Below are 19,883 nucleotides of genomic sequence, written 5' to 3' on the forward strand. Positions count from 1 at the left end.
ACACTAATCACTTAATTTTCAGTCCATTAACCGAATGGAGAAAGCCTCTCATGTCTAAGACTGAGCGCCGCCATGAGCGCCTTGCGGTCCGCTTGTCGCTGATTATCAGCCGCCTTGTGGCGGGAGAAACGCTGATTATGCAGAAGCTGGCTACCGAGTTCGGCGTGTCAGTACGCACGCTGCGTCGGGATTTTCGTGAGCGGCTGACCTATCTCGACCTGGAGTTCCGTGACGGGCAGTGCAGCCTGCTGTCCGGTAGTCGCCAGCGGGAGCTGGCGGTGCAGACCTTCGTCCGCCACTCCGGCGTGGAGGCGCTCTTTCCGGATATCGACAACCAGCTGGTTACCTCCCTGTTGAGTGCTAGTGAATCTCCCTGCCTTATCTGGCACAGCGCTACCTCCCGGGCACTGGCACGGCCTGAAGTGTTTACAAGACTGGTTCGCGCTATCACTGAACACCGTCGGGTGACACTGCTGGCAGAAGGCGGTCATTACTCCGGGCTGGCTCCTTACCGCCTGGTGTGCAGCGATGGCTGCTGGTATCTGACCGGTGAGATCGGGGGGCATATAACGGTTTTCCCGCTGGGCGATATTCACACGGTAACCTTCCACCCGGCACTGTTCGTGCCGGATGCACGGGTGCGTAACCTGCTGTCACATCCCGGTTTTCTTCGGGTATTACCCCACTTTCAGACTTTCCACTCACTGCTCGTTGTCAGTGACGACGGGTTTTCACCTCAAAAGGAACAGATATGAAATTACTTACTACCACGGCGCTGGCGCTCTGTCTGTGCGCGGGTACCGTTTTGCCAGTAGCCGCTGAAAATGTCGTAGGGACGGTTAAGGCCTGGCAATACATGCAGGCTGACGGCTGGAAATCAGCCGATGGTCTGGACAATCACACCCTCAGCAATGCGCTCTACGGTGCCAGAGTCATTGATAATTACCCCTGGACCCGGCAGTTTCTGCTGCGGATGGGATACAACGGAGGCTATTTTGTCGCTGACAAAAACACCAAAACGGTACGCAAACTTACACTCAAAACGGCCAGTGGTTCCCCCGCCGATTTGACATCCGTGTACCAGGGCGAGGGTAAGGCGTGTGGGTTCACTCTGATTGATACCCAGGCCTCGCTGCTGGACGAGGCGCAACAGAGATCGGGGGGTACAGATAATCCGACAGAAGCGTTGAATCATGCCCGGTCTACCTACACACCGAAAGCCCTGCTGGTCGTGCCTGATAATTGCGTCAATCCAAAACAACAGGCCGCGCTGGCGGCTAAGCGTTCTCAAAAAGACCGCGAACTGCAGCAGTGGGTGGCGAAGCAGAGCATGGCTGAACTGTGTCGCCGTACCGGTAACTGCTGAGAGTCTGGTGGATTGGCCCCTATATTTCCATACACTTTTTATCACTTAACCCATTACTGGTTCGCCGCCGCAGATATTCCCGTGGCGAACGATACCCCAGTGCACTATGCGGATGCCATTCGTTGTAATGTTCGAAGGCCTCCGCAAGGTTCTTTACCGCTGTTAACCCGTCGGGTTTCGGCATGATGCTGATGTAATCGCGCTTCATCGTTTTCACGAAGCTCTCTGCCATCCCGTTGCTTTCCGGGCTACGTACCGCCGTATGTTTAGGCTCCAGTCCTACCATTCTGGCGAACTGACGCGTCTGATAAGAACGGTAGGCTGAACCGTTGTCTGTCAGCCACTCAACGGGGGATGTCGGCAGGCTGTCACCGAAGCGACGCTCCACGGCACCCAGCATGACGTCCTGCACGGTTTCACTGTCATATCCACCGTTACTGGCCGCCCAGTAAAGTGCCTCGCGATCGCAACAGTCCAGAGCGAACGTGACCCGCAGTTTTTTTCACCGTTATCACAGCTGAACTCGAAGCCGTCAGAGCACCACCGCTGGTTACTTTCTCCAACGGCCACTTTCCCTGTATGCGCCCGCTTCGATGGCGGTATTTCCGGTTTACGCTCAAGCAGCAGCGCATTCTGACGCATGATGCGGTATACGCGTTTGGCATTGATCACCGCCATGTCGTCAGTTTCTGATTGTCTGCGCAGCAGTGCCCATACCCGACGATAACCATAGGTGGGCAGATCGCCGATAACGGTATGGATACGGGCCAGCGCGTCAGTATCATCAGGCTTGCGCTTGCACCGACGATCCTGCCAGTCCTTCGACCGACGGGCCATGGCATGCAGTTGCGCACGTGACACCCGGAGGCAACGACTGACAAGGCTTATTCGCCATCCTCCGGCAACAAGGGCACGTGCGCTATCCACTTTTTGTCGGCCATATTCAACGGCTTCTTTTAGCAGCTCGTTTTCCATGGTTTTCTTGCCCAACAGGCGCTGCAGCTCTTTAATTTGCTTCATCGCAGATGCCAGCTCCGACGCGGGCACAACCTGTTCTCCTGCGGCAACGGCTGTAAGGCTGCCTTCCTGATACTGCTTACGCCACAGGAACAGCTGACTGGCAGCAACGCCATGCCGACGGGCGACCAGCGACACGGTCATTCCGGGCTCAAAACTCTGCTGAACAATGGCGATTTTTTCCTGAACACTTCGCCGTCTGCGCTTCTCTGGACCTAAAACATCAATCATTCGGACTCCAACGACTAGTCTAAAAACTAGTATTAAGACTATCACTAACTTAAGTGATACCAACTGTCTGGAGATTCAGGGGGCCAGTCTACGAAGCTGTTACCCGCCGGTATCACAACATCGCCATTGAAGACGACCAGGGCAGTCACTTCCGTCTGATAGTTCGCGACCCCGAAGGCCGGATGGTCTGGCGGGCGTGGAACTTTGAACCGGATGCCGGTACGGCCCTCAACCGGTATATAGGGCAGGATGGCATTTGCAGAGCATTATCCACCGACTGACTGCAGTCATTTACCGGCATACATTTCAGCCCCTGATTACCCCATCTCATACGCCAGCCATCGCCGCTGGCGTTTTTTATTGACGGAGAAACCCTATGACAACACAGACACAGTACGAGTTAGTTCCCGCTAACGAACCACAGTTCACCCTCAGTGCCACGCTAGTACCCGACGAACAGCGTCTCGATTTCTGGCCGCTGTACTTTGGCGCTATCCCGCAATGGATAACGCTGGAACCCCGTATTTTCGCCTGGATGGAGCGCTTTTGTGATGAGTACAGCGGTGGTATCTGGTCCTTTTACACCCTCAGCAATGGCGGCGCGTTTATGGCCCCTGAGTCTGACAGTGATGAGACATGGCATCTGTTTAACGGCATGAACGGCAATGGTGCGCAAATGAGTGCAGACGCTGCCGGTATCGCTGTCTGCCTGATTGAATACAGCCACCATGCCTGCCGTACAGAGTGTGACGCAATGACCGCGCACTATTACCGTCTGCGGGACTACGCCCTGCAGCATCCAGAAGCCCACGCCATTTTGCGCATCATTGACTGACCAGAGGAACAACGAATGAAACAGCTTTCCTTTTTACCCGGCGAGATAACGCCACAGGACCGGCGTCTCATCCAGCGGGCACTCAGGGTTCTGGACAGACATCTGCATGAGCCCGGGGTGGTGTTCACCTCCACACATGCTGTCCGTGAATGGCTGCGACTGCATATGGCCGCGCTTGAGCGGGAAGAGTTCCGGGTGTTGTATCTGGATAACCAGAACCAGCTTATCGCCCATGAGACGCTCTTTAGCGGCACGATTAACCGCACCGAGGTCCATCCCCGGGAAGTGGTCAAACGTGCTCTGTACTTCAACGCGGCGGCGGTGATACTGGCGCATAACCATCCTTCCGGAGAGACGACGCCCAGCCAGGCTGACAAAACCCTCACGCAGCGACTGGTTCAGGTACTTCAGTTGGTGGATATCCGTGTCCCTGACCACCTGATTGTCGGCGGCAGGCAAATCTATTCGTTCGCAGAACACGGTCTGCTGTGAGGTATTACATGGAAATTATTAGTAAACGCCAGGCAATGACGATATACCGCCAGCATCCTGAGTCCCGAATCTTTCGCTACTGCACCGGCAAATACCTGTGGCATGGCAGCGTCTGTCATTACACCGGCAGGGACGTTCCGGATATCACTGGAGTCCTGGCGGTATACGCCGAACGCCGCCAGGACCGCAAAGGGCCTTATACCTGCCTGATGAGTATTACCCTGAACTGACAATAAAGGAGGTTATAAATGAGGAACATCACATGGGGGCTGCAGCGGGATATCACGCCACGCCTGGGAGCCCGTCTGGTGCAGGAGGGGAACCGGCTGCATTATCTGGCTGACCGGGCCAGCATCACCGGTAAATTCAGTGACGTCGAATGCCGTAAGCTGGATGAAACATTCCCGCACTTTATCAGCCAGATGGAGTCGATGCTAACCACCGATGAACTGAATCCCCGCCATGCCCACTGCGTCACCCTGTACCACAATGGTTTCACCTGCGAAGCCGACACCCTTGGCAGTTGCGGCTACATATACATCACCGTTTATCCTACTCAACGATAACTAATTTCACGAGAGCAAACATGAAAACTCTACCTGCAACGACTTTGTGGGCGGCTAAACCATGCCCGTCACCAGTGATCGTATGGCAAATGCTTCTTTCACGCCTGCTGGATCAGCACTATGGCCTGACACTGAACGACACGCCATTCAGTGATGAAACTGTGATTAAGGAACATATCGATGCCGGTATCTCTTTAGCCGATGCCGTTAATTTTCTGGTGGAAAAATACGAACTGGTTCGCATCGATCGTAAGGGGTTTAGCTGGCAAGAACAGTCGCCTTTTATTACTGCTGTAGACATTCTAAAAGCCAGACGGGCTATGAGGGAAATGAGAATTTAAGTAGTGTCAGTTTTCTTCCCACACCCCATCTCTTTACTGGGCAAAAAAGGTAAAAATATTTTTAGGCACCACATTAGGCACCATCACAAAGTTGAATTAGAATTTAGATCATATAATTCAGATAATTACAGAACCAATTCAGACTCCGCCAGCCTTTGTTGATGGTCACCAGAGCCTGATACGAAGTCCTGAAAGCCCGCACGGCGCAAGCCCTGCGGGCTTTTTTGTACCTTCAATTTGACCTGGGAGGCTGAGGCCCCCCCCTCAATCCGGCTCGTTTAGGACTGGCGTAAAACCTCAGCGCTCCCCCGCTTTTCCCTTCATATCCGCCACCACCACATTCCCCCCCATATCCATAATTTGACGCAGCGTCGGTACCGGAATTCCCCGGTCAACAATCACCGCATCAAACTCGTTCAGGTGGGCAAAATGGTAGAGCGCCCGGCGCTCAAATTTAGTGTGATCCATCATCAGGATGCGCTGCTTCGCCGAATCAAACATCGCCCGCTTGGTCTCTATGGTCTCCGCCGACTGGTGGAAAACGATCCCATCCATCACCGCCGACATACTGACAAAAAAGACGTCGGCGCGCAGTCCGGCGATTTCCTGACGCGTGGAGTGGCCCATAAACGCGTTGCACCAGTTGTAGTACTGGCCACCCAGGCCGAGCAGGGTAATATCGCGAATATTGCGTAGCTCGTTCATCAACGTGAGTGAATTGGTGATTACCGTCAGCGGCGCTCTGGCGGGCAGAAAGCGCGCTATCTGAAAGACAGTGGTGGAATCATCCAGGAAGATGGCCTGCCCCGGCTCTAGGTAACCTGCCGCCACTTCGGCAATCGCCTGCTTCTCTTCAAGCTGACGGGTGGCGCGGTAAATGTCACTGGATTCCACAAGGCTCGTGGCCGTCGCCGAGACCACGCCGCGAGATTTATGCAATAGCCCGCGCTCCACCAACTCGTCAATATCCCGGTGGGCAGTCATCAGGCTGATATCAAAACGCTCGGTAATGTCCTCAATACGGATTGCACCTTCCGCCATTACCGCTTCAACAATCAGCTGACGGCGCGCCAGTTGACGAGCCTGACGACTGTCGCTGGGAAGGGTATCCGCCATAAACAGATTCAGAGAGGGGTCCTGCGGTGTTTGCGCCATAATCCGTCCATTAAAGAGAGGAATGAGTTCCGATCTTTGTTAATTACACCGTGTTAGCCATAGTTTAGCAACACAGTGTTTAATCCCGGGGTCGGCGTAAACGCCTCGCCCGGGCTACTCTCTTGCGAACTTAGTCTGCAAGCATAAATGGAGAGGTAATTTTCGCCGCGTTTTCTTTGGTGATTAACACGCAGTCAAACAGCTGTTTCTCTGACGACGCGCCGGTTTTGCCGGTCTTAAGGAAGGTGTCCGCCTGCTCAACCGCTTTAGCGGCAAAGGTCGCCACCGGCTGCATCACGGTATAGGCCAGCGTCCCCTCTTTCACTGCATCCACCGCATCCGGGGAGCCGTCGAAGCCGCCAACGGTCACCTGTTTCAGCTTACCCGCCTCTTTCAGCGCCGCAATCGCACCCAGCGCCATCTCATCGTTACCGCTGATCACCCCTTTCACATTCGGGTTAGCCTGCAACAGAGACTGCATCTTGTTATAGCCCTGGGTACGGTCCCAGTTAGCCACTTCACTACCTGTCTTTTTCAGATCCGGGTACTGGCTCAGCACCGTCTCAAAACCGTTGGCGCGGGTGGCGGCGTTATTATCAGACGGTGGCCCCTTCAGCTCAACGTAGTCGCCCGCATCACCCACCTGCTGCACCCATTGCTGTGCGCCAAGCGCCGCGCCCTGGGCGTTGTTGGAAACCAGCTGCGCCTTCGCCAGGCCGCTCTGGTTCAGCTCGGCGTTGATAATAAACACCGGGATATTCGCCGCGATGGCCTTTTTCACCGAGCCAACCGAACCGTCGGCGTTCGCCGGGTCGAGAATAATGGCCTTTGATTTATTGGTGATCGCGGTATCAATCAGCTGGCTTTCGGTATTGGTGTCGCCCTTATGCGCACTCACCTTCGCCGTATAGCCGAGTTTCTCAGCCGTTTTCTGCGCCACCTGGCCTTCCGTCAACCAGTAGGGGTTAGAGGGATCGTTGACGATGATGGTCATCAGCCCGTCAGCCCAGGTTGGTGTGGCGATAGCGGTAAGTGCCACCGTGGCAGCGGCCAGGATAAAACGCTTGCTGTTAAGGTACATAGGTTGTTGCTCCGTTATTTTAGGGGTACAGGTTACGGATTAACGTTGGAACGGAGACGACCTGGCTTCCGCCCAAACAGGGAATAGATTAACGTCGACTCCGTCCGTACTGCAGAGTGTTAAGCAGTACGGCAAGCACGATGACCGCCCCGGTAAAGACGGTCTGCCAGTAAGCAGAAACGCCAATGATCACCAGGCCATCAGAGAGAAAACCGATAACGAACGCGCCCAGCAACGTACCGCGCACGTTGCCGCGCCCACCGGTCAGCGCCGCGCCGCCAATCACCACTGCGGCAATCGCCGTCAGTTCGTAGGTGGTGCCCGCCGTGGGGCCCGCGGAGGTCAGCTGGGATGAGAGCACCAGTCCCGCCATCGCCGCACAGATCCCGGAGAGCACATAGACGCTGATTTTGACGCGCTTCACCGGCACGCCGGAGAGCTCAGCCGCCCGCTCATTCCCGCCGGAGGCATACAGCCAGCGGCCAAAGGCGGTGCGGCTCAACAGATAGCCGCAAATCAGCGCGGTAACGCCCAGAATCAGCACCCCGACCGGGACATTGAAAATGCGGTTGAAGCCCAGCCAGTCAAAACCGGTATTGCCTAGGGCGTCGCTGCCGGAAAGCTTGTTGTAGGTCAGGCCGTTGGTCATCAGCAGCGCGATACCGCGCGCGACATACAGCGAGCCAAGCGTGGCCACAAAGGCAGGAACCCGGCACCAGGCAATCAGCACTCCGTTGACCAGCCCCACCAGCGCACCCACCGCCAGCGTCAGAATCGCCACCGCCCAGACCGGCAGATAGAGCACCACGCCCAGCGCTTCCAGATTGATGCCCTGCATCATGTAGCCGGCGCACACCCCGGCAAGCCCGAGGGTTGAACCCACGGAAAGATCGATGCCGCCGTTAAGGATAACCAGCAGCATACCAATAGCCGGTAGGCCAAAGATCGCCACGTGCGAGGCCATCGTCAGGAAGTTCGCGCCGCTGAAGTAGTTCGGCGACATCAGTGAGAACACCGCGATAATCACCAGCAGGGCAAAGAACGCACGCCCCTCAAGCAGAATACGCGCCAGGCTCATGCTCTTAGTGGTGCCAGTACGACTTTTTACGGCCCGGGCTGGCACGGCCAGCTGCTGAGTTCTGTCAGTCATGGTTTTCGCTCCCATTTTCATCGTTATGCCACCAGGGACTCGCCGGAGGCCGCCATGATGCGTTCTTTGGATACAGAAGAGTCAAACACCGCCGAAATGCGGCCTTTGCTCATCACCACAATACGGTGCGCGATGCTCAGGCACTCCCCCACTTCCGAGGTGGAGTAGATCACCGCCAGCCCCTGCCGGGCGTTCTCTGCCAGCAGGCGGAATACTTCAGCCTTAGCGCCGATATCAATGCCGCGGCTCGGCTCATCCAGCAAAATCACCTTCGGATGCGTCGCAAGCATTTTGCCGATCACCACCTTTTGCTGATTGCCGCCGGAGAGCGAACCGATGGCCGCCTCGCCGCCCGCAGTTTTCACCGTCACGTTACGAATGCTCTCGGTAATCAGCGCCTTTTCCTTGCGGGTGGAAAGCATCAGCCCGCGCACGAAGCGCCCGATGCTGGCGAGGGTCAGGTTTTCACCTACGGTCATGGTTTGCACCAGCCCGTCCCGCTGACGGTCTTCCGGCACCAGCGCCAGGCCGCTGGCAATACGCTCAGCAATGCTCAAACCCGAGACGTCGCTCTCTTCAATATGAATCTCCCCGGACGACTGGCGCAGCCGACCCGCCACACACTCCATTAGTTCAGTACGACCCGCGCCCATCAAACCGTAAATGCAGACGATCTCCCCGGCGCGGACGTCCAGCGACAGGTTATCCACCAGCCGGATACCGGCTTTCCCCTTCACCGTCAGCGATTTCACCGACAGCGCGGTATCACCAAAGTCGTAACCCGACGGCGGCGCGCCGAGGTCAAAGCTTTCCCCCACCATGTTGCGGACAATCCAGTCGAGGTCGATTTCATCGCGGCGGGCGTAGGCGGTCATCACGCCGTCGCGCAGCACCACCGCGCGGTCGGTAATTTCCAGCGCCTCTTCCAGATGGTGGGAGATGTAAACGATAGCTACCCCCTGGCTGGTCAGGTCGCGGATCACCTGGAACAACACCTCTACCTCTGCCGCACTCAGCGCAGAGGTCGGTTCATCCATGATCAGGATCTGCGAATTCACCGACAGCGCACGGGCGATCTCGACGATCTGCTGCTGCCCGAGGCGCAGGTTCTCCACCGGGGTCAGCGGATCGATATCCTCTTCCAGCGACTTCATCAGGTGGCGGGTTACTCGCGTCTCTTCGGCAAAATCGACACCGCTGGAGGTCATGATTTCACGGCCAATAAAGATGTTGTCGCGCACGTTCATGTTCGGCGCGAGGTTCAATTCCTGGTGGATTATCGAGATCCCCTGGTTGCGGGCATCGGTAGCGGAGTTGAACACCTTCACCTCGCCATTCAGCAGGATCTCGCCGCTGCTCGGGGTGATCACACCGGAAAGGATCTTCATCAGGGTCGATTTACCCGCCCCGTTTTCACCAAACAGCGTGGTGACTTCGCCACGGCGAATATCAAAGTTCACCCCCTTCAGCGCATGGGTTGAGCCATACACCTTGCTGACGTTTTTCGCCGACAGGATTATTTCTCCGCGGGTCAACGCTGAATGAAATTCACGCTGCTTCATTTGACCTCCAGGCTGACCGGGGTCACCAGCCAGTTATTAGGGGTGAGTAAGCGGAATACCCCCACGCCTTCGACAAGCTTGCCGGACAGGGCGGTACGGTCGAGCTTGTCGAGCAACGAGGCCTTCAGCGCCTGGTTAATCGCCGAACCCGCGTTCTGATACTCAATCTGGTTGGTGAAGTCACCGAACTGGATCTTGCCGGTCACGTCGCGCAGCTCGGTGCCGGTGAGGACCGGGCCGGTCTGCAGCCGCGCCTTCATCCCTTCCGGCAGACCTTCCACGTGAAGCGCAAAGATGCCCGATTTCCCCTCACCCACCGTGCCGGAGAAGCGAACCGGCAATACCGGCAGCGTGGTGCCGGTGGCGTACTTCTTCACCGCCTCCTGCTGGTTGACCTTCAGCGCGTTGGCAAGCTCAACAGCCTCCACCGCATGAGATTCGACGTAGCTTTTAATCCCTGGGAAGGTTTTCTCACCGTAGGTGCTGGCGGAGAACCCCTGCTCCTGTGCATCCTGCCCGGAACCGATTTTGACCACCTTGGTATCAATGGCCATGGCCGCCACCACTGCCGCTGCGGCCAGGCCACACAGCAGATAACGCCTCATACGGCGGCGGGAATGTAGGGTAGAGAGTGCGGAAACACCGGACATAATGTTGACCTCACAGACAGTTAGCACCGACGCTTTATTGCGTCTTGATGTTATAAATACGATAACTATATGTGATGAGAATTGTTCCTTTGTTGCACTAATGTCAATTTAGTCTTTGGGATTTTGTGTAGAACGCGATCTGGATCTAACATTTCTATACCATAACAATCACACCACAACCCCGCGCCAGAAAACCCCCTTCACGCCACCCATCCTGCGAACCAGGCGACAAAATCGTGATCGTCTTCGCTTTCCGGAATGAAATTTATTCCATTTAAAGAAAAATAATACAGCCACTATGTTAACTATGTGATAGATGATGTATGACTGTATTTATCAAAACACTTACATCCAATTAACATTTCGGTGATGGGGTTATGAACACATTCACTCTTCTCACGCGAGGCCCACACCCGGCCAACGGAGGCACCCATGGATAACCGCGATATTATTCTCGGTCTGGACTCAGGCACTTCCGTGGTCAAAGCGGTGGCGTTCGATCTGGAAGGCCAGCAGCTCGGATGTGCATCGGCGCGCAACCGCTACTCTCGCAGCGAGGGCCACGGCGCGGCGCTGCAGTCAATGAGCCAGACCTGGCAGGATGCCGTTGCCGCTATTCGTAAGCTCGCCGAGCGCGTCGATAATCTTGCCGCCCGTGTGGTGGCGATTGCTGTCACCGCCCAGGGCGACGGCACCTGGCTGGTCGGGGCCGGGAACCGCCCGGTCTCTGATGCCTGGATCTGGCTCGACGCGCGCGCGGCTCGCACCGTCGAATCGCTCTCCCGCTCGCCCCTGTCGCGGATGCGCTTTGAAGCGACGGGTACCGGTCTGAACACCTGCCAGCAGAGCGCACAGATGGCGCACATGGATCGCTATCACCCGGAATTGCTCAACGGCAGCGAAGTTGCCCTGCACTGCAAAGACTGGCTGTACCTGAATCTGACCGGCGTGCGCGCGACCGACCCTTCGGAAGCCAGCTTTACCTTTGGCAACTTCCGCACCCGGCGCTATGACGACAACGTCATTGCCGCCCTGGGGCTGGAGCACCGCCGCCACCTGCTGCCTGACATCGTCGACGGCGTCGAAACCACGCATCCCCTCACCGCTGAAGCGGCCGCACTGACCGGGCTGAGAGCCGGCACCCCGGTCAGTCTGGGCTACGTCGACATGGTCATGACCGCGCTGGGTGCCGGTGTCCACACCGGCGAGGCCAATACCGCCTGTTCGGTGGTGGGCTCTACGGGTGTGCATCTGCGCGCCGTCCCTACGGAAAGCGTCTGGCTGAACGATGAGCAGACCGGGTACGTCATCCCCCTGCCGTGGCCAGGCTACGTCACCCAGGTGCAGACCAACATGGCCTCGACGCTCAACCTCGACTGGCTGCTGCATGTCGCCAGCGACCTGTTGAACAGCTTCGGCTGCGAGGTCGATCATGCCCGACTGGTGCAGCACATCGACCGCTGGCTCAGCGAGGCCAAACCCGGCGCGCTGCTCTATCACCCCTATATCTCCGAAGCGGGCGAACGCGGGCCGTTCGTCAACGCCGAAGCCCGCGCCAGCTTTGTTGGCCTGAGCTACCGTCATGGCTTTGGCGACATGGTGCGCGCCGTTATTGAAGGGATCGGCTTTGCCGCCCGCGACTGCTATCAGGCGATGGGTGGGGCGATGCCCGCCGAGCTTCGCCTCACCGGCGGAGCCATTCGTTCGCCACAGCTGCGGCAGATCCTCTCTGCCTGCGTCGACGTACCGGTACGCAGCAACAGCCGCGAGGAGACCGGTGCCGCAGGGGCCGCAATGATGGCGGCCGTCGCCATTGGGGCTTATCCGTCAATGGCCCGCTGTGTGGAAACCTGGGTCAAGCCGTTACTGGATACGCCGGAAGCGCCGCCGCCTGAACTCGTCGCGCGCTACCAGCATCTCTTTGGCACTTACCAGCATCTTCGCAGCGAGCTACCTTCCGTGTGGCACACCTTACACCAGCCTGATGCAGGCCTTTAATTGGGTTAATGGAGTCTGTCATGAGCAAAAAAATCGTGGATCTGTTTATTATCGGCGGCGGCATTAATGGCGCGGGGATCGCTCGCGATGCGACCGGACGCGGTCTGTCGGTGATGATGTGTGAAAAAGACGACCTCGCCGAGGGGACCTCCTCCCGTTCCGGGAAACTGGTACATGGCGGGTTACGCTATCTCGAGTATTACGAGTTTCGCCTGGTGCGCGAGGCGCTGATTGAGCGTGAAATCCTGCTCAACGCCGCGCCGCATATCATCTGGCCGATGCGCTTCGTGCTGCCGCATAACCCGAGCGATCGCCCGGCGTGGTTTATTCGCCTGGGGCTGTTCCTCTATGACCACCTTGGCGGGCGCAAAAAACTGCCTGGCACCCGTACGCTGGATCTGCTGCGTGATCCGGAAGGCGCGCCGATCCTCGATAGCTTCCATAAAGGCTTTGAGTACTCAGACTGCTGGGTTGACGATGCGCGCCTGGTCACCCTGAATGCCGTGGACGCCGCCGAGCGCGGCGCCACCATTCTGACCCGCACCCGCTGCGTGGCCGCCGAGCGTAAAGCCGGTGCCTGGGAAATTACCCTGCAAAATACGCAGACCGGCGAACAGCACCGGGTACGGGCAAAAGCGCTGGTGAATGCCTCCGGCCCGTGGGTGCTGGACATCATCAATGATGTGACCCGCTCCCACAGCAAACGCAGCGTGCGCCTGGTAAAAGGCTCACACCTGATCGTGCCAAAATTCTGGGAGGGTCAGCAGGCCTACCTGATGCAAAACCACGACAAGCGCGTGATTTTTATCAACCCGTACGAAGGCGATAAAGCGCTTATCGGCACCACGGATATTCCGTGGGAAGGCGATGCCGACTCCGTCGAGGCGGACGACCGCGAGCAACAATATCTGATTGATGCGGTTAACCGCTACTTCAAAGTGAAGCTGACCGCCGCTGACGTGATTACCCGTTTCTCCGGCGTTCGCCCACTGTTTGACGATGGCAAAGGCAACCCGTCGGCGGTCACGCGGGATTACGTGTTTGAGCTGGATGATCAGCAGCAACTTCCGCTGCTGCACGTCTTTGGCGGTAAAATCACCACCTTCCGTAAGCTTGCCGAACACGCGTTACAAAAACTCGGACCGTTCTTCCCGCAAATGGGCGCAGACTGGACGCGCAGCGCCCCGCTGCCTGGTGGTGAAATTCCCGGGGCCGACTTTGAGTCCTATCTGCAAACCCTGAAAGAGCAGTATGCCTGGCTGCCCGCGCCGCTGCGCAAACACTACGCCCGGCTGTACGGCGCGCGTCTGCCCCAGGTGCTGGGGGGCGCGAAGCAGGTGGCCGATTTGGGTCGTCATTTTGGCGGCCTGCTGTATGAAGTCGAAGTGCGCTATCTGGTTGAAAAAGAGTGGGCCCAGCAGCCGGAAGACGTACTCTGGCGTCGCACCAAGCATCGCCTGCACCTGAGCGATGCCCAGCAACAGGCGTTCAGCGACTGGTTCACCGACACCTTCACCGTTCAGCCGTGCGCCCAGGCCAGCTAAGGAGACGACGATGGCACTCACCCTTTCGCTCAATACCAATCCGCTGGTGAATCGCTTTGCCGAACCTGAGGAGCTGATTCAGACCATCGCCCAGCGCATTCGCATCCGCGACGTGCAGCTTACGCATGAGTTTATCAATCCGGGCTGGCCGGCAGCGACCATCAACCAGATGACCCGACGAATGAAAAAAGCGCTGCAGGAGACCGGGGTGCGCGTCACCTCCGGGATGACCGGCCCGTACGGTCGCCTTAACCACTTTGGTCATCCGGACGCCAGCGTGCGCCGCTACTATATCGACTGGTTTAAAACCTTTGCCGATATCACCGCCGAACTGGGTGGTGATTCGGTGGGCTCGCAGTTCGCCATTTTTACCCTGCGAGATTATCAGGATCTCGCCCGCCGCGACGCGCTGATAGCTATCGCCATTGAGTGCTGGGCGGAGGTGGCCGAGCACGCGAAGTCAGCCGGGCTGAAGTATCTGTTCTGGGAGCCGATGAGCGTCGGGCGTGAGTTTGGCGAAACCATTCCCGCCTGTCTGGCGCTGCAAAAACGTCTTAGCGCTGAGCCGATGGCGCTGCCGATGTGGATGATGGCAGATATTGACCATGGCGATGTCACCTCCGCCGATCCGCGGGATTATGACCCCTACGCATGGGCCGAAGCGGTGCCCCGCTACTCGCCGATTATTCATATAAAACAGAGCATGGCGGACAAAGGCGGACATCGGCCATTTACATTATCGTATAATACCCACGGTCGGATCCAGCCGGAACCGCTGCTGAGCGCCTTCGCGCGCGGCGGTGCAGAGAACAATGAAATCTGTCTGGAGCTGAGCTTTAAAGAGCGCGAGCCGACCGACAGCCAGGCCGTTGCCGGTATCGCTGAGAGCGTCGCCTTCTGGGCACCGCATATCGACACCGGCGTGCAGGACCTGAACATTTAACGTTGCTGGCTCGGGCCAGATCACAGGAGTGAGATATGTCTTCATTAAAGGTCGCCTTTATTAAAGCCAACTGGCACAGCGATATCGTGTCGCAGGCGCTGGTCGGTTTTCAGCAGGAAATGGAGAGCCAGCACGTCAGCTGCGATGTGCAAAGCTTGGACGTGCCCGGTGCGTTTGAGATGCCCCTGCTGGCCCAGCGTCTGGCAAAAAGTGGCCGCTATGATGCCATCGTCTGCGCCGCGCTGGTGGTTGACGGCGGCATCTACCGCCATGATTTTGTTGCCCAGGCGGTGGTCAGCGGTCTGATGCAGGCCCAACTTGCCACTGAGGTACCGATGTACTCCATTTCGTTGACGCCGCACCACTTCCAGCCGACGGCAGAGCACATTGGTTTCTATACCGATCACTTCGTGAAAAAAGGCCAGGAGGCTGCCCGGGCGGTGGTGCAAATCCATAGCTTGCAGATGCCAAAAGATTAACGCATGAAAAAACCTCTCGTTCCCGACAGCGAGGAGTCGCTCGGCCTGCGTGCCGCCTGGCTCCACTACGTAGGCGGCCTGACCCAGGCCGCCGTCGCCAAACGTCTTGGCCTGCCCTCCGTGAAAACCCACCGCCTGATTGCCCGCGCCGTGGCGGAAGGGGCAGTAAAAGTCACCATCGATGGCGATATTGTTGCCTGCGTGGAGCTGGAGTCGCGCCTCTGCGCGCGCTTCGGCCTGAATTTTTGCCGCGTCACCCCGGACCTTGCCGAAGAGGGACTGCCGTTGCGCGCGCTGGGCCTCGCCGGAGCGGAGTACCTGCGCAACCTGTTGAGCAATAATCCGGCTATCACCATCGGCATTGGCCACGGCCGCACGCTTTCCGCCGCCATCCATCAGCTTCCGCACCTTGACGCCTCCCATGCCCGCTTTGTTTCGCTGCTGGGCTGTCTGACACGCAACTACGCGCTGAATCCGCACGATGTCATGCACCGTATTGCCGAAAAAACCGGGGCGCAGGCCTATATGATGCCGGTGCCTTTCTTTGCCAATACCGTGGAAGACCGCGAAGTCCTGCTCTCCCAACGCGGCGTAAGCGAAGTGTTCAGCATGGCGGCGGGCAGTACGGTAAAACTGGTGGGCATCGGCACCGTCGAACCGGCGGCGCAACTGGTGGAAGCCGGGCTGATCGCGGTGCAGGAGATTAACGATATATCCGCCGCAGGGGCGATAGGCGAGATGCTGGGTTACTTCTTCGACGCACGCGGGCAGCGCATCACCAACAGCCTGACGGCGAGAACCCTGGCGGTATCCCTTGACGCGCGTCGTCGGGAAAATATCGTCGCCCTGGTGGGCGGTCAGAGTAAAGTGGCGGCCACAAAGGCGGCGCTGGCAAGCGGCCTGCTCAGCGGATTAATTACCGACGAGCAAACCGCGCAGACCCTACTGGCTGAGGCTTAATACCGTACGAATGTTTCGGGCGCTGGTGGCGATAATATCAATCGCCCCGGTACGCAGCGCGCCCATAATCGCCATCGCCTTGGTGTTCTCCGAGGCAATCGCAATGACGCAGGGGATCTGCCGTAGCTCATCAATGCTCAGACCAATCACCCGGTTATCCATCACCGTATTCACATGCTCACCGCGGGCGTTGAAGAAGTCATAGCCCGCAATGTCGCCAATCACGCCCTGATGCAGACCAGCATTGCTGATCTCCTGCGGGGTAAACCAGCCCAGCTTCACCATGTAGCTGTCTTCATTCATATCGCCAATGCCCACCAGCGCAATATCCGCTTTCCGCGCCCGGTCGAGGGTATCTTTGATGGTGCCGTTTTGCAGCAGCAGATCCTTCAGCTGCGGGTTTTCTACATAGGCTGGCGCGTATAACGACTCGCTGCTGCCACCAAACTTGCGGGCCAGCAGACGGCTAATATGGTCGGCGTTTATCACGTCCCCAGGGCGATGTGTACCGCCAATGCCGCAGATAAAGCGGCAGTCACGCGGTGAGATCGCACCCGAGTTTTCGGCCACCGCCGCCACGTTGCGCCCCTGCCCAACCGCCAGCGTCACGTTATCTTTCAGCACGTTATTGAGATAGCTTGAGACCAGCGAGGCCACCTGACGACGCTGCTCACCCTCATCGGCGTAGTCAAGGGCGATAAGCGCCCGGCTGACGGGGAAACGTTCGGTCAGTTGCTTTTCCAGTTGGGTGCTGAAGATAGGGTGGTAGCGCACGTTGATTTCAACGATCCCTTCCTCCTTCGCACGCTTCAGCAGCCGCCCGACCTTGATGCGGGAAAAACCAAACTTATTCGCAATCTCCTCCTGCGTCACTTCATCACAATAGTAAGCAACCGCGATTTCGGTAAGTAACTCGTACTCCTGCGACACAGTGGATTTATCCATGCGACGTGATTCTCCAGGGCTATAGGGTGAGGGCCGGTCAGTATATCAGAAACACATTTTTAACCACGCGCGGGCGTTGTCAGAGCGAGCGCTTCATCCAGAATAGCGGCCACCGCCTGCGGCTGATGGGAAAAACGGCCAAGGAAAATACCGTCGGCATCCGGCCACAGTCGCGTGAGCAGACCCGGCCCGGCGCTGCCGCCGTAGATAACCCGGCACTGCTGGCCAAAGCGCTGATGCAGAGCATCGCGCAGCGTGCGGCAGACCTGGCGAATAAAGTCGTCGCTGGCGGGCTCCGCCGCGCCGATGGCCCACTGCGGTTCCCAGGCAAAAATCAGCGACGGCAGCGGCAGGGGGCGGTGTGCCAGCAACGCCTGCGCCTGCTCCAGTGCGAAGGCCGCCGCGTCGCTAGCGCTCATCCGCTGCTCTTCGCCAATACAGATAACCGGCGTCAGCCCGTTGGCGAAGGCCATGTCAATTTTGCGATTAATCACCGCTACCGTTTCACCAAAGTGACGACGGCGCTCGGCGTGGCCGATTTCCACGTACCGGCAGCCCATCTCCTGTAGCAGACTGGCGCTGGTTTCCCCGGTCCATGCCCCAGCAGGCGCTTCGCAGACGTTCTGCGCCCCGGTGGCCATACGGGTATCGGCAAAGGCGCGCAGCGCGACAGGAAGGGTGGGCATCGCGGGGAAAGTAAACAGCTCAACCGGCGCACTGGCCAGCGCGGGCTGACGGAGCGCTGTCGCCACCGCCTCGCACCACTGCTGCGTTTGCTGATAGCCAAAGTAGGCCTTATGGCTAATACCGACAATCACATTTCCATTCATATTTCCCCCGATTGACCAGCATGTTTTCGACCGCCCTGCGGCCATCAAATGAACACTATCAGTTCAATAGTACAAAACAAATGCACCCCCGATGAAACTGTGACCCTTCTCATAATTTCGGTAACAGCCGTGCATTTCACCCACCTGGACCTTTTTTATTCGTCTGCACCAGGCTAATAATAAATAAACATAAGAACACTTAGTGAACTTTAGTACAACACCACAACGCTATGCACTCATCTGCGAGGAAAAACCATGTTAAAAGTTGCTATCGGAGCCGATGACGCGGCTACCACCCTGAAAAATCAGGTGAAAACTTATCTGCAGGAAAAAGGGATCGAGGTCGTGGATTTCAGCCACGACGTTGCCGGCAACGATCAAATGTACCCGGACATCGCCTTTAACCTCGCCTCGTCTATTCGCGAGGGGCAATTTGAACGCGGGATCCTGCTGTGCGGCACCGGGATCGGAATGGCGATCGTCGCCAATAAAGTACCGGGGATCCGCGCCGCCCAGTGCCATGATGTCTACTCCGCCTCCCGCGCCCGTAAGAGCAACAACGCGCAGATCATGACCCTCGGTGCCCGCGTTATCGGCAACGAGCTGGCATTAACCATCGTTGACAGCTGGCTGGATGCAGAATTTGAAGCGGGCCGTTCGGCGTCAAAAGTTGAGCGTATCGCCTACTACGAAAACAAGGTTCACACCCACAACGCACAGTGATAAGGGGTTTGCCGCGATGACTCTGTTAGAGAAGCTTAAAGCAGTGACAACGGTGGTGGCGGATAGCGGTGACATGAACGCTATCCGCGAGTATCACCCTGAAGATGCCACCACCAATCCGTCGTTGATTTTGAAGGCAGCGGCGCAGCCGATCTACCAGCCGCTGATCGAGCAGGCCGTCGCGCTGGCCCGCCAGCAGGGCGGCTCGCAGGAAACGCAGTTGATCAACGCCAGCGATCATCTGGCGGTGAACATCGGCGTGGCGCTGCTAAGCCAGGTTCCCGGTAAGATCTCCACCGAGGTGGATGCCCGTCTCTCCTACGACCGGGGGCTATGCGTGTCGAAAGCGCGCAAGCTTATTCGCCTGTACGAGCATCAGGGTGTTGACCGTTCCCGCGTGCTGATTAAGCTTGCCTCTACCTGGCAGGGCATCAAGGCGGCGGAAGAACTGGAGCGCGAGGGGATCCACTGTAACCTGACGCTGCTCTTCTCCTTCGCTCAGGCCCGCGCCTGCGCCGAAGCGGGCGTGTGGCTAATATCCCCGTTTGTCGGGCGTATTTACGACTGGTATCGCGACCGCAATCTGCTGGCCAGCGACGCTCCCCAGGATGACCCGGGTGTCGTCTCAGTCCGTCGGATCTTTGACTATTACAAGCAGCACCGTTACCCGACGGTCATTATGGGGGCCAGCTTCCGTAAGGTGGAGCAGGTGCTGGCACTGGCAGGCTGCGACCGTTTAACCATTTCCCCGGCGCTGCTCGACGAACTGGCAACGCGCGATGGCGAGCTGCCAACTATGCTGAAGCCGCCGGTGATTGCCAACGAAGCCCCTTCACCGCTCTCGGAGTCGGAGTTTAACTGGCTACATAATCAGGATCCTATGGCGGTGGACAAGCTCGCAGAAGGTATTCGCCTGTTTGCCCAGGATCAGGAGAAGCTGGAGGGGCTGCTGAAGGCGGCGTTTGCCAGAGAGGCGGTTGGGCAGGTGTAACAGTTTTGTCGCCTCGCCCTTCTT

At 57.7% G+C, this 19,883-nt stretch carries 23 protein-coding genes; 15 read left to right on the forward strand and 8 right to left on the reverse strand.

Going from position 1 to position 19,883, the window contains the following annotated elements; all coding sequences use genetic code 11:
• Positions 1–50 precede the first annotated feature (50 nt).
• Entirely contained in the window at positions 51–755 is a 705-nt protein-coding gene (locus LRS40_RS02370; RefSeq protein WP_231313012.1) for a transcriptional regulator, read from the forward strand.
• On the forward strand, positions 752–1,366 hold the full coding sequence (locus LRS40_RS02375) for a hypothetical protein (protein ID WP_178328625.1): 615 nt from the start codon (positions 752–754) through the stop codon (positions 1,364–1,366). Before LRS40_RS02370 ends, LRS40_RS02375 begins: the two co-directional genes overlap by 4 nt.
• A 19-nt stretch (positions 1,367–1,385) precedes the next feature.
• On the opposite strand, the gene LRS40_RS02380 is transcribed toward LRS40_RS02375, so the two are convergent.
• Positions 1,386–2,614, reverse strand: a protein-coding gene (locus LRS40_RS02380) for an IS3-like element ISEc36 family transposase (RefSeq protein WP_231313013.1) whose coding sequence is annotated in 2 segments (ribosomal slippage) — positions 1,386–1,865 and positions 1,868–2,614 — 1,227 coding nt in all. Because the reading frame shifts where the segments join, the coding sequence is not laid out codon by codon here.
• A 53-nt stretch (positions 2,615–2,667) separates the two neighbouring features.
• On the opposite strand from LRS40_RS02380, the gene LRS40_RS02385 reads away from it, so the two are divergent.
• The 6 genes from LRS40_RS02385 to LRS40_RS02410 all read left to right on the forward strand — a co-directional run bounded on the left by LRS40_RS02385 (position 2,668) and on the right by LRS40_RS02410 (position 4,848).
• Entirely contained in the window at positions 2,668–2,895 is a 228-nt protein-coding gene (locus tag LRS40_RS02385) for a DUF905 family protein (protein ID WP_231313014.1), read from the forward strand.
• Between the two features lie 95 nt (positions 2,896–2,990).
• Positions 2,991–3,449, forward strand: coding sequence for an antirestriction protein (locus LRS40_RS02390; RefSeq protein WP_178328622.1), 459 nt, complete (start codon positions 2,991–2,993; stop codon positions 3,447–3,449).
• Between the two features lie 15 nt (positions 3,450–3,464).
• Complete coding sequence (locus tag LRS40_RS02395) at positions 3,465–3,941, forward strand: RadC family protein (RefSeq protein WP_045333998.1); 477 nt, start codon at positions 3,465–3,467, stop codon at positions 3,939–3,941.
• Between the two features lie 8 nt (positions 3,942–3,949).
• Complete coding sequence (locus LRS40_RS02400) at positions 3,950–4,171, forward strand: DUF987 domain-containing protein (RefSeq protein ID WP_021520981.1); 222 nt, start codon at positions 3,950–3,952, stop codon at positions 4,169–4,171.
• Between the two features lie 18 nt (positions 4,172–4,189).
• Positions 4,190–4,507 carry a type IV toxin-antitoxin system YeeU family antitoxin gene (locus tag LRS40_RS02405; protein WP_045333995.1) on the forward strand — a complete coding sequence of 106 codons (318 nt, stop codon included), beginning with the start codon at positions 4,190–4,192 and terminating at the stop codon, positions 4,505–4,507.
• Positions 4,508–4,527: 20 nt separating this feature from the next.
• Positions 4,528–4,848: a TA system toxin CbtA family protein gene (locus LRS40_RS02410; protein WP_231313015.1), complete on the forward strand. Its 321-nt coding sequence runs from the start codon at positions 4,528–4,530 to the stop codon at positions 4,846–4,848.
• Between the two features lie 297 nt (positions 4,849–5,145).
• On the opposite strand, the gene LRS40_RS02415 is transcribed toward LRS40_RS02410, so the two are convergent.
• The 5 genes from LRS40_RS02415 to LRS40_RS02435 form a co-directional block, all read right to left on the reverse strand.
• Positions 5,146–6,003 carry a DeoR/GlpR family DNA-binding transcription regulator gene (locus LRS40_RS02415; protein WP_001581455.1) on the reverse strand — a complete coding sequence of 286 codons (858 nt, stop codon included), beginning with the start codon at positions 6,001–6,003 and terminating at the stop codon, positions 5,146–5,148.
• Positions 6,004–6,133: 130 nt separating this feature from the next.
• Complete coding sequence (locus tag LRS40_RS02420) at positions 6,134–7,084, reverse strand: D-ribose ABC transporter substrate-binding protein (protein ID WP_001581454.1); 951 nt, start codon at positions 7,082–7,084, stop codon at positions 6,134–6,136.
• A gap of 88 nt (positions 7,085–7,172) precedes the next feature.
• Entirely contained in the window at positions 7,173–8,234 is a 1,062-nt protein-coding gene (locus tag LRS40_RS02425; protein ID WP_001581452.1) for an ABC transporter permease, read from the reverse strand.
• Between the two features lie 23 nt (positions 8,235–8,257).
• The gene (locus tag LRS40_RS02430; protein WP_032637388.1) at positions 8,258–9,796 is read right to left on the reverse strand and encodes a sugar ABC transporter ATP-binding protein; all 1,539 of its coding nucleotides are present in this window, start codon (positions 9,794–9,796) and stop codon (positions 8,258–8,260) included.
• Positions 9,793–10,401 (reverse strand): DUF2291 family protein, encoded by a 609-nt coding sequence (locus LRS40_RS02435; protein ID WP_224679010.1) that lies wholly within the window; start codon positions 10,399–10,401, stop codon positions 9,793–9,795. The genes LRS40_RS02430 and LRS40_RS02435 overlap by 4 nt, the downstream gene beginning before the upstream one ends.
• A 477-nt stretch (positions 10,402–10,878) precedes the next feature.
• On the opposite strand from LRS40_RS02435, the gene LRS40_RS02440 reads away from it, so the two are divergent.
• The 5 genes from LRS40_RS02440 to LRS40_RS02460 are packed head-to-tail and all read left to right on the forward strand — an operon-like array spanning position 10,879 to position 16,370.
• Complete coding sequence (locus tag LRS40_RS02440; protein WP_032637392.1) at positions 10,879–12,444, forward strand: FGGY-family carbohydrate kinase; 1,566 nt, start codon at positions 10,879–10,881, stop codon at positions 12,442–12,444.
• Between the two features lie 20 nt (positions 12,445–12,464).
• Positions 12,465–13,988: a glycerol-3-phosphate dehydrogenase gene (locus tag LRS40_RS02445; protein ID WP_032637394.1), complete on the forward strand. Its 1,524-nt coding sequence runs from the start codon at positions 12,465–12,467 to the stop codon at positions 13,986–13,988.
• Positions 13,989–13,998: 10 nt separating this feature from the next.
• Complete coding sequence (locus tag LRS40_RS02450) at positions 13,999–14,931, forward strand: sugar phosphate isomerase/epimerase (RefSeq protein ID WP_032637396.1); 933 nt, start codon at positions 13,999–14,001, stop codon at positions 14,929–14,931.
• Positions 14,932–14,966: 35 nt separating this feature from the next.
• Positions 14,967–15,410 (forward strand): 6,7-dimethyl-8-ribityllumazine synthase, encoded by a 444-nt coding sequence (locus LRS40_RS02455; protein ID WP_001581446.1) that lies wholly within the window; start codon positions 14,967–14,969, stop codon positions 15,408–15,410.
• A gap of 3 nt (positions 15,411–15,413) precedes the next feature.
• Positions 15,414–16,370, forward strand: a complete 957-nt coding sequence (locus tag LRS40_RS02460; protein WP_032637399.1) for a sugar-binding transcriptional regulator — start codon at positions 15,414–15,416, stop codon at positions 16,368–16,370.
• Here LRS40_RS02460 and LRS40_RS02465 read toward each other — a convergent pair.
• Together LRS40_RS02465 and LRS40_RS02470 are read right to left on the reverse strand one after the other, a co-directional pair.
• Positions 16,353–17,315 (reverse strand): sugar-binding transcriptional regulator, encoded by a 963-nt coding sequence (locus tag LRS40_RS02465; protein WP_032637401.1) that lies wholly within the window; start codon positions 17,313–17,315, stop codon positions 16,353–16,355. The two genes, LRS40_RS02460 and LRS40_RS02465, sit on opposite strands and share 18 nt — an antisense overlap.
• 59 nt (positions 17,316–17,374) lie before the next feature.
• Positions 17,375–18,145 (reverse strand): triose-phosphate isomerase family protein, encoded by a 771-nt coding sequence (locus LRS40_RS02470; RefSeq protein WP_032637402.1) that lies wholly within the window; start codon positions 18,143–18,145, stop codon positions 17,375–17,377.
• 255 nt (positions 18,146–18,400) lie between these two features.
• Here LRS40_RS02470 and rpiB point away from each other — a divergent pair, with 255 nt between their 5' ends.
• Together rpiB and tal are read left to right on the forward strand one after the other, a co-directional pair.
• Positions 18,401–18,868: a ribose 5-phosphate isomerase B gene (gene rpiB, locus LRS40_RS02475; protein ID WP_032637404.1), complete on the forward strand. Its 468-nt coding sequence runs from the start codon at positions 18,401–18,403 to the stop codon at positions 18,866–18,868.
• A gap of 16 nt (positions 18,869–18,884) precedes the next feature.
• Positions 18,885–19,859: a transaldolase gene (tal, locus tag LRS40_RS02480; protein ID WP_032637406.1), complete on the forward strand. Its 975-nt coding sequence runs from the start codon at positions 18,885–18,887 to the stop codon at positions 19,857–19,859.
• Positions 19,860–19,883: the final 24 nt, after the last annotated feature.

Source organism: Leclercia sp. G3L, assembly GCF_021117075.1.
In the GTDB taxonomy this organism is placed as follows: domain Bacteria; phylum Pseudomonadota; class Gammaproteobacteria; order Enterobacterales; family Enterobacteriaceae; genus Enterobacter; species Enterobacter adecarboxylatus_C.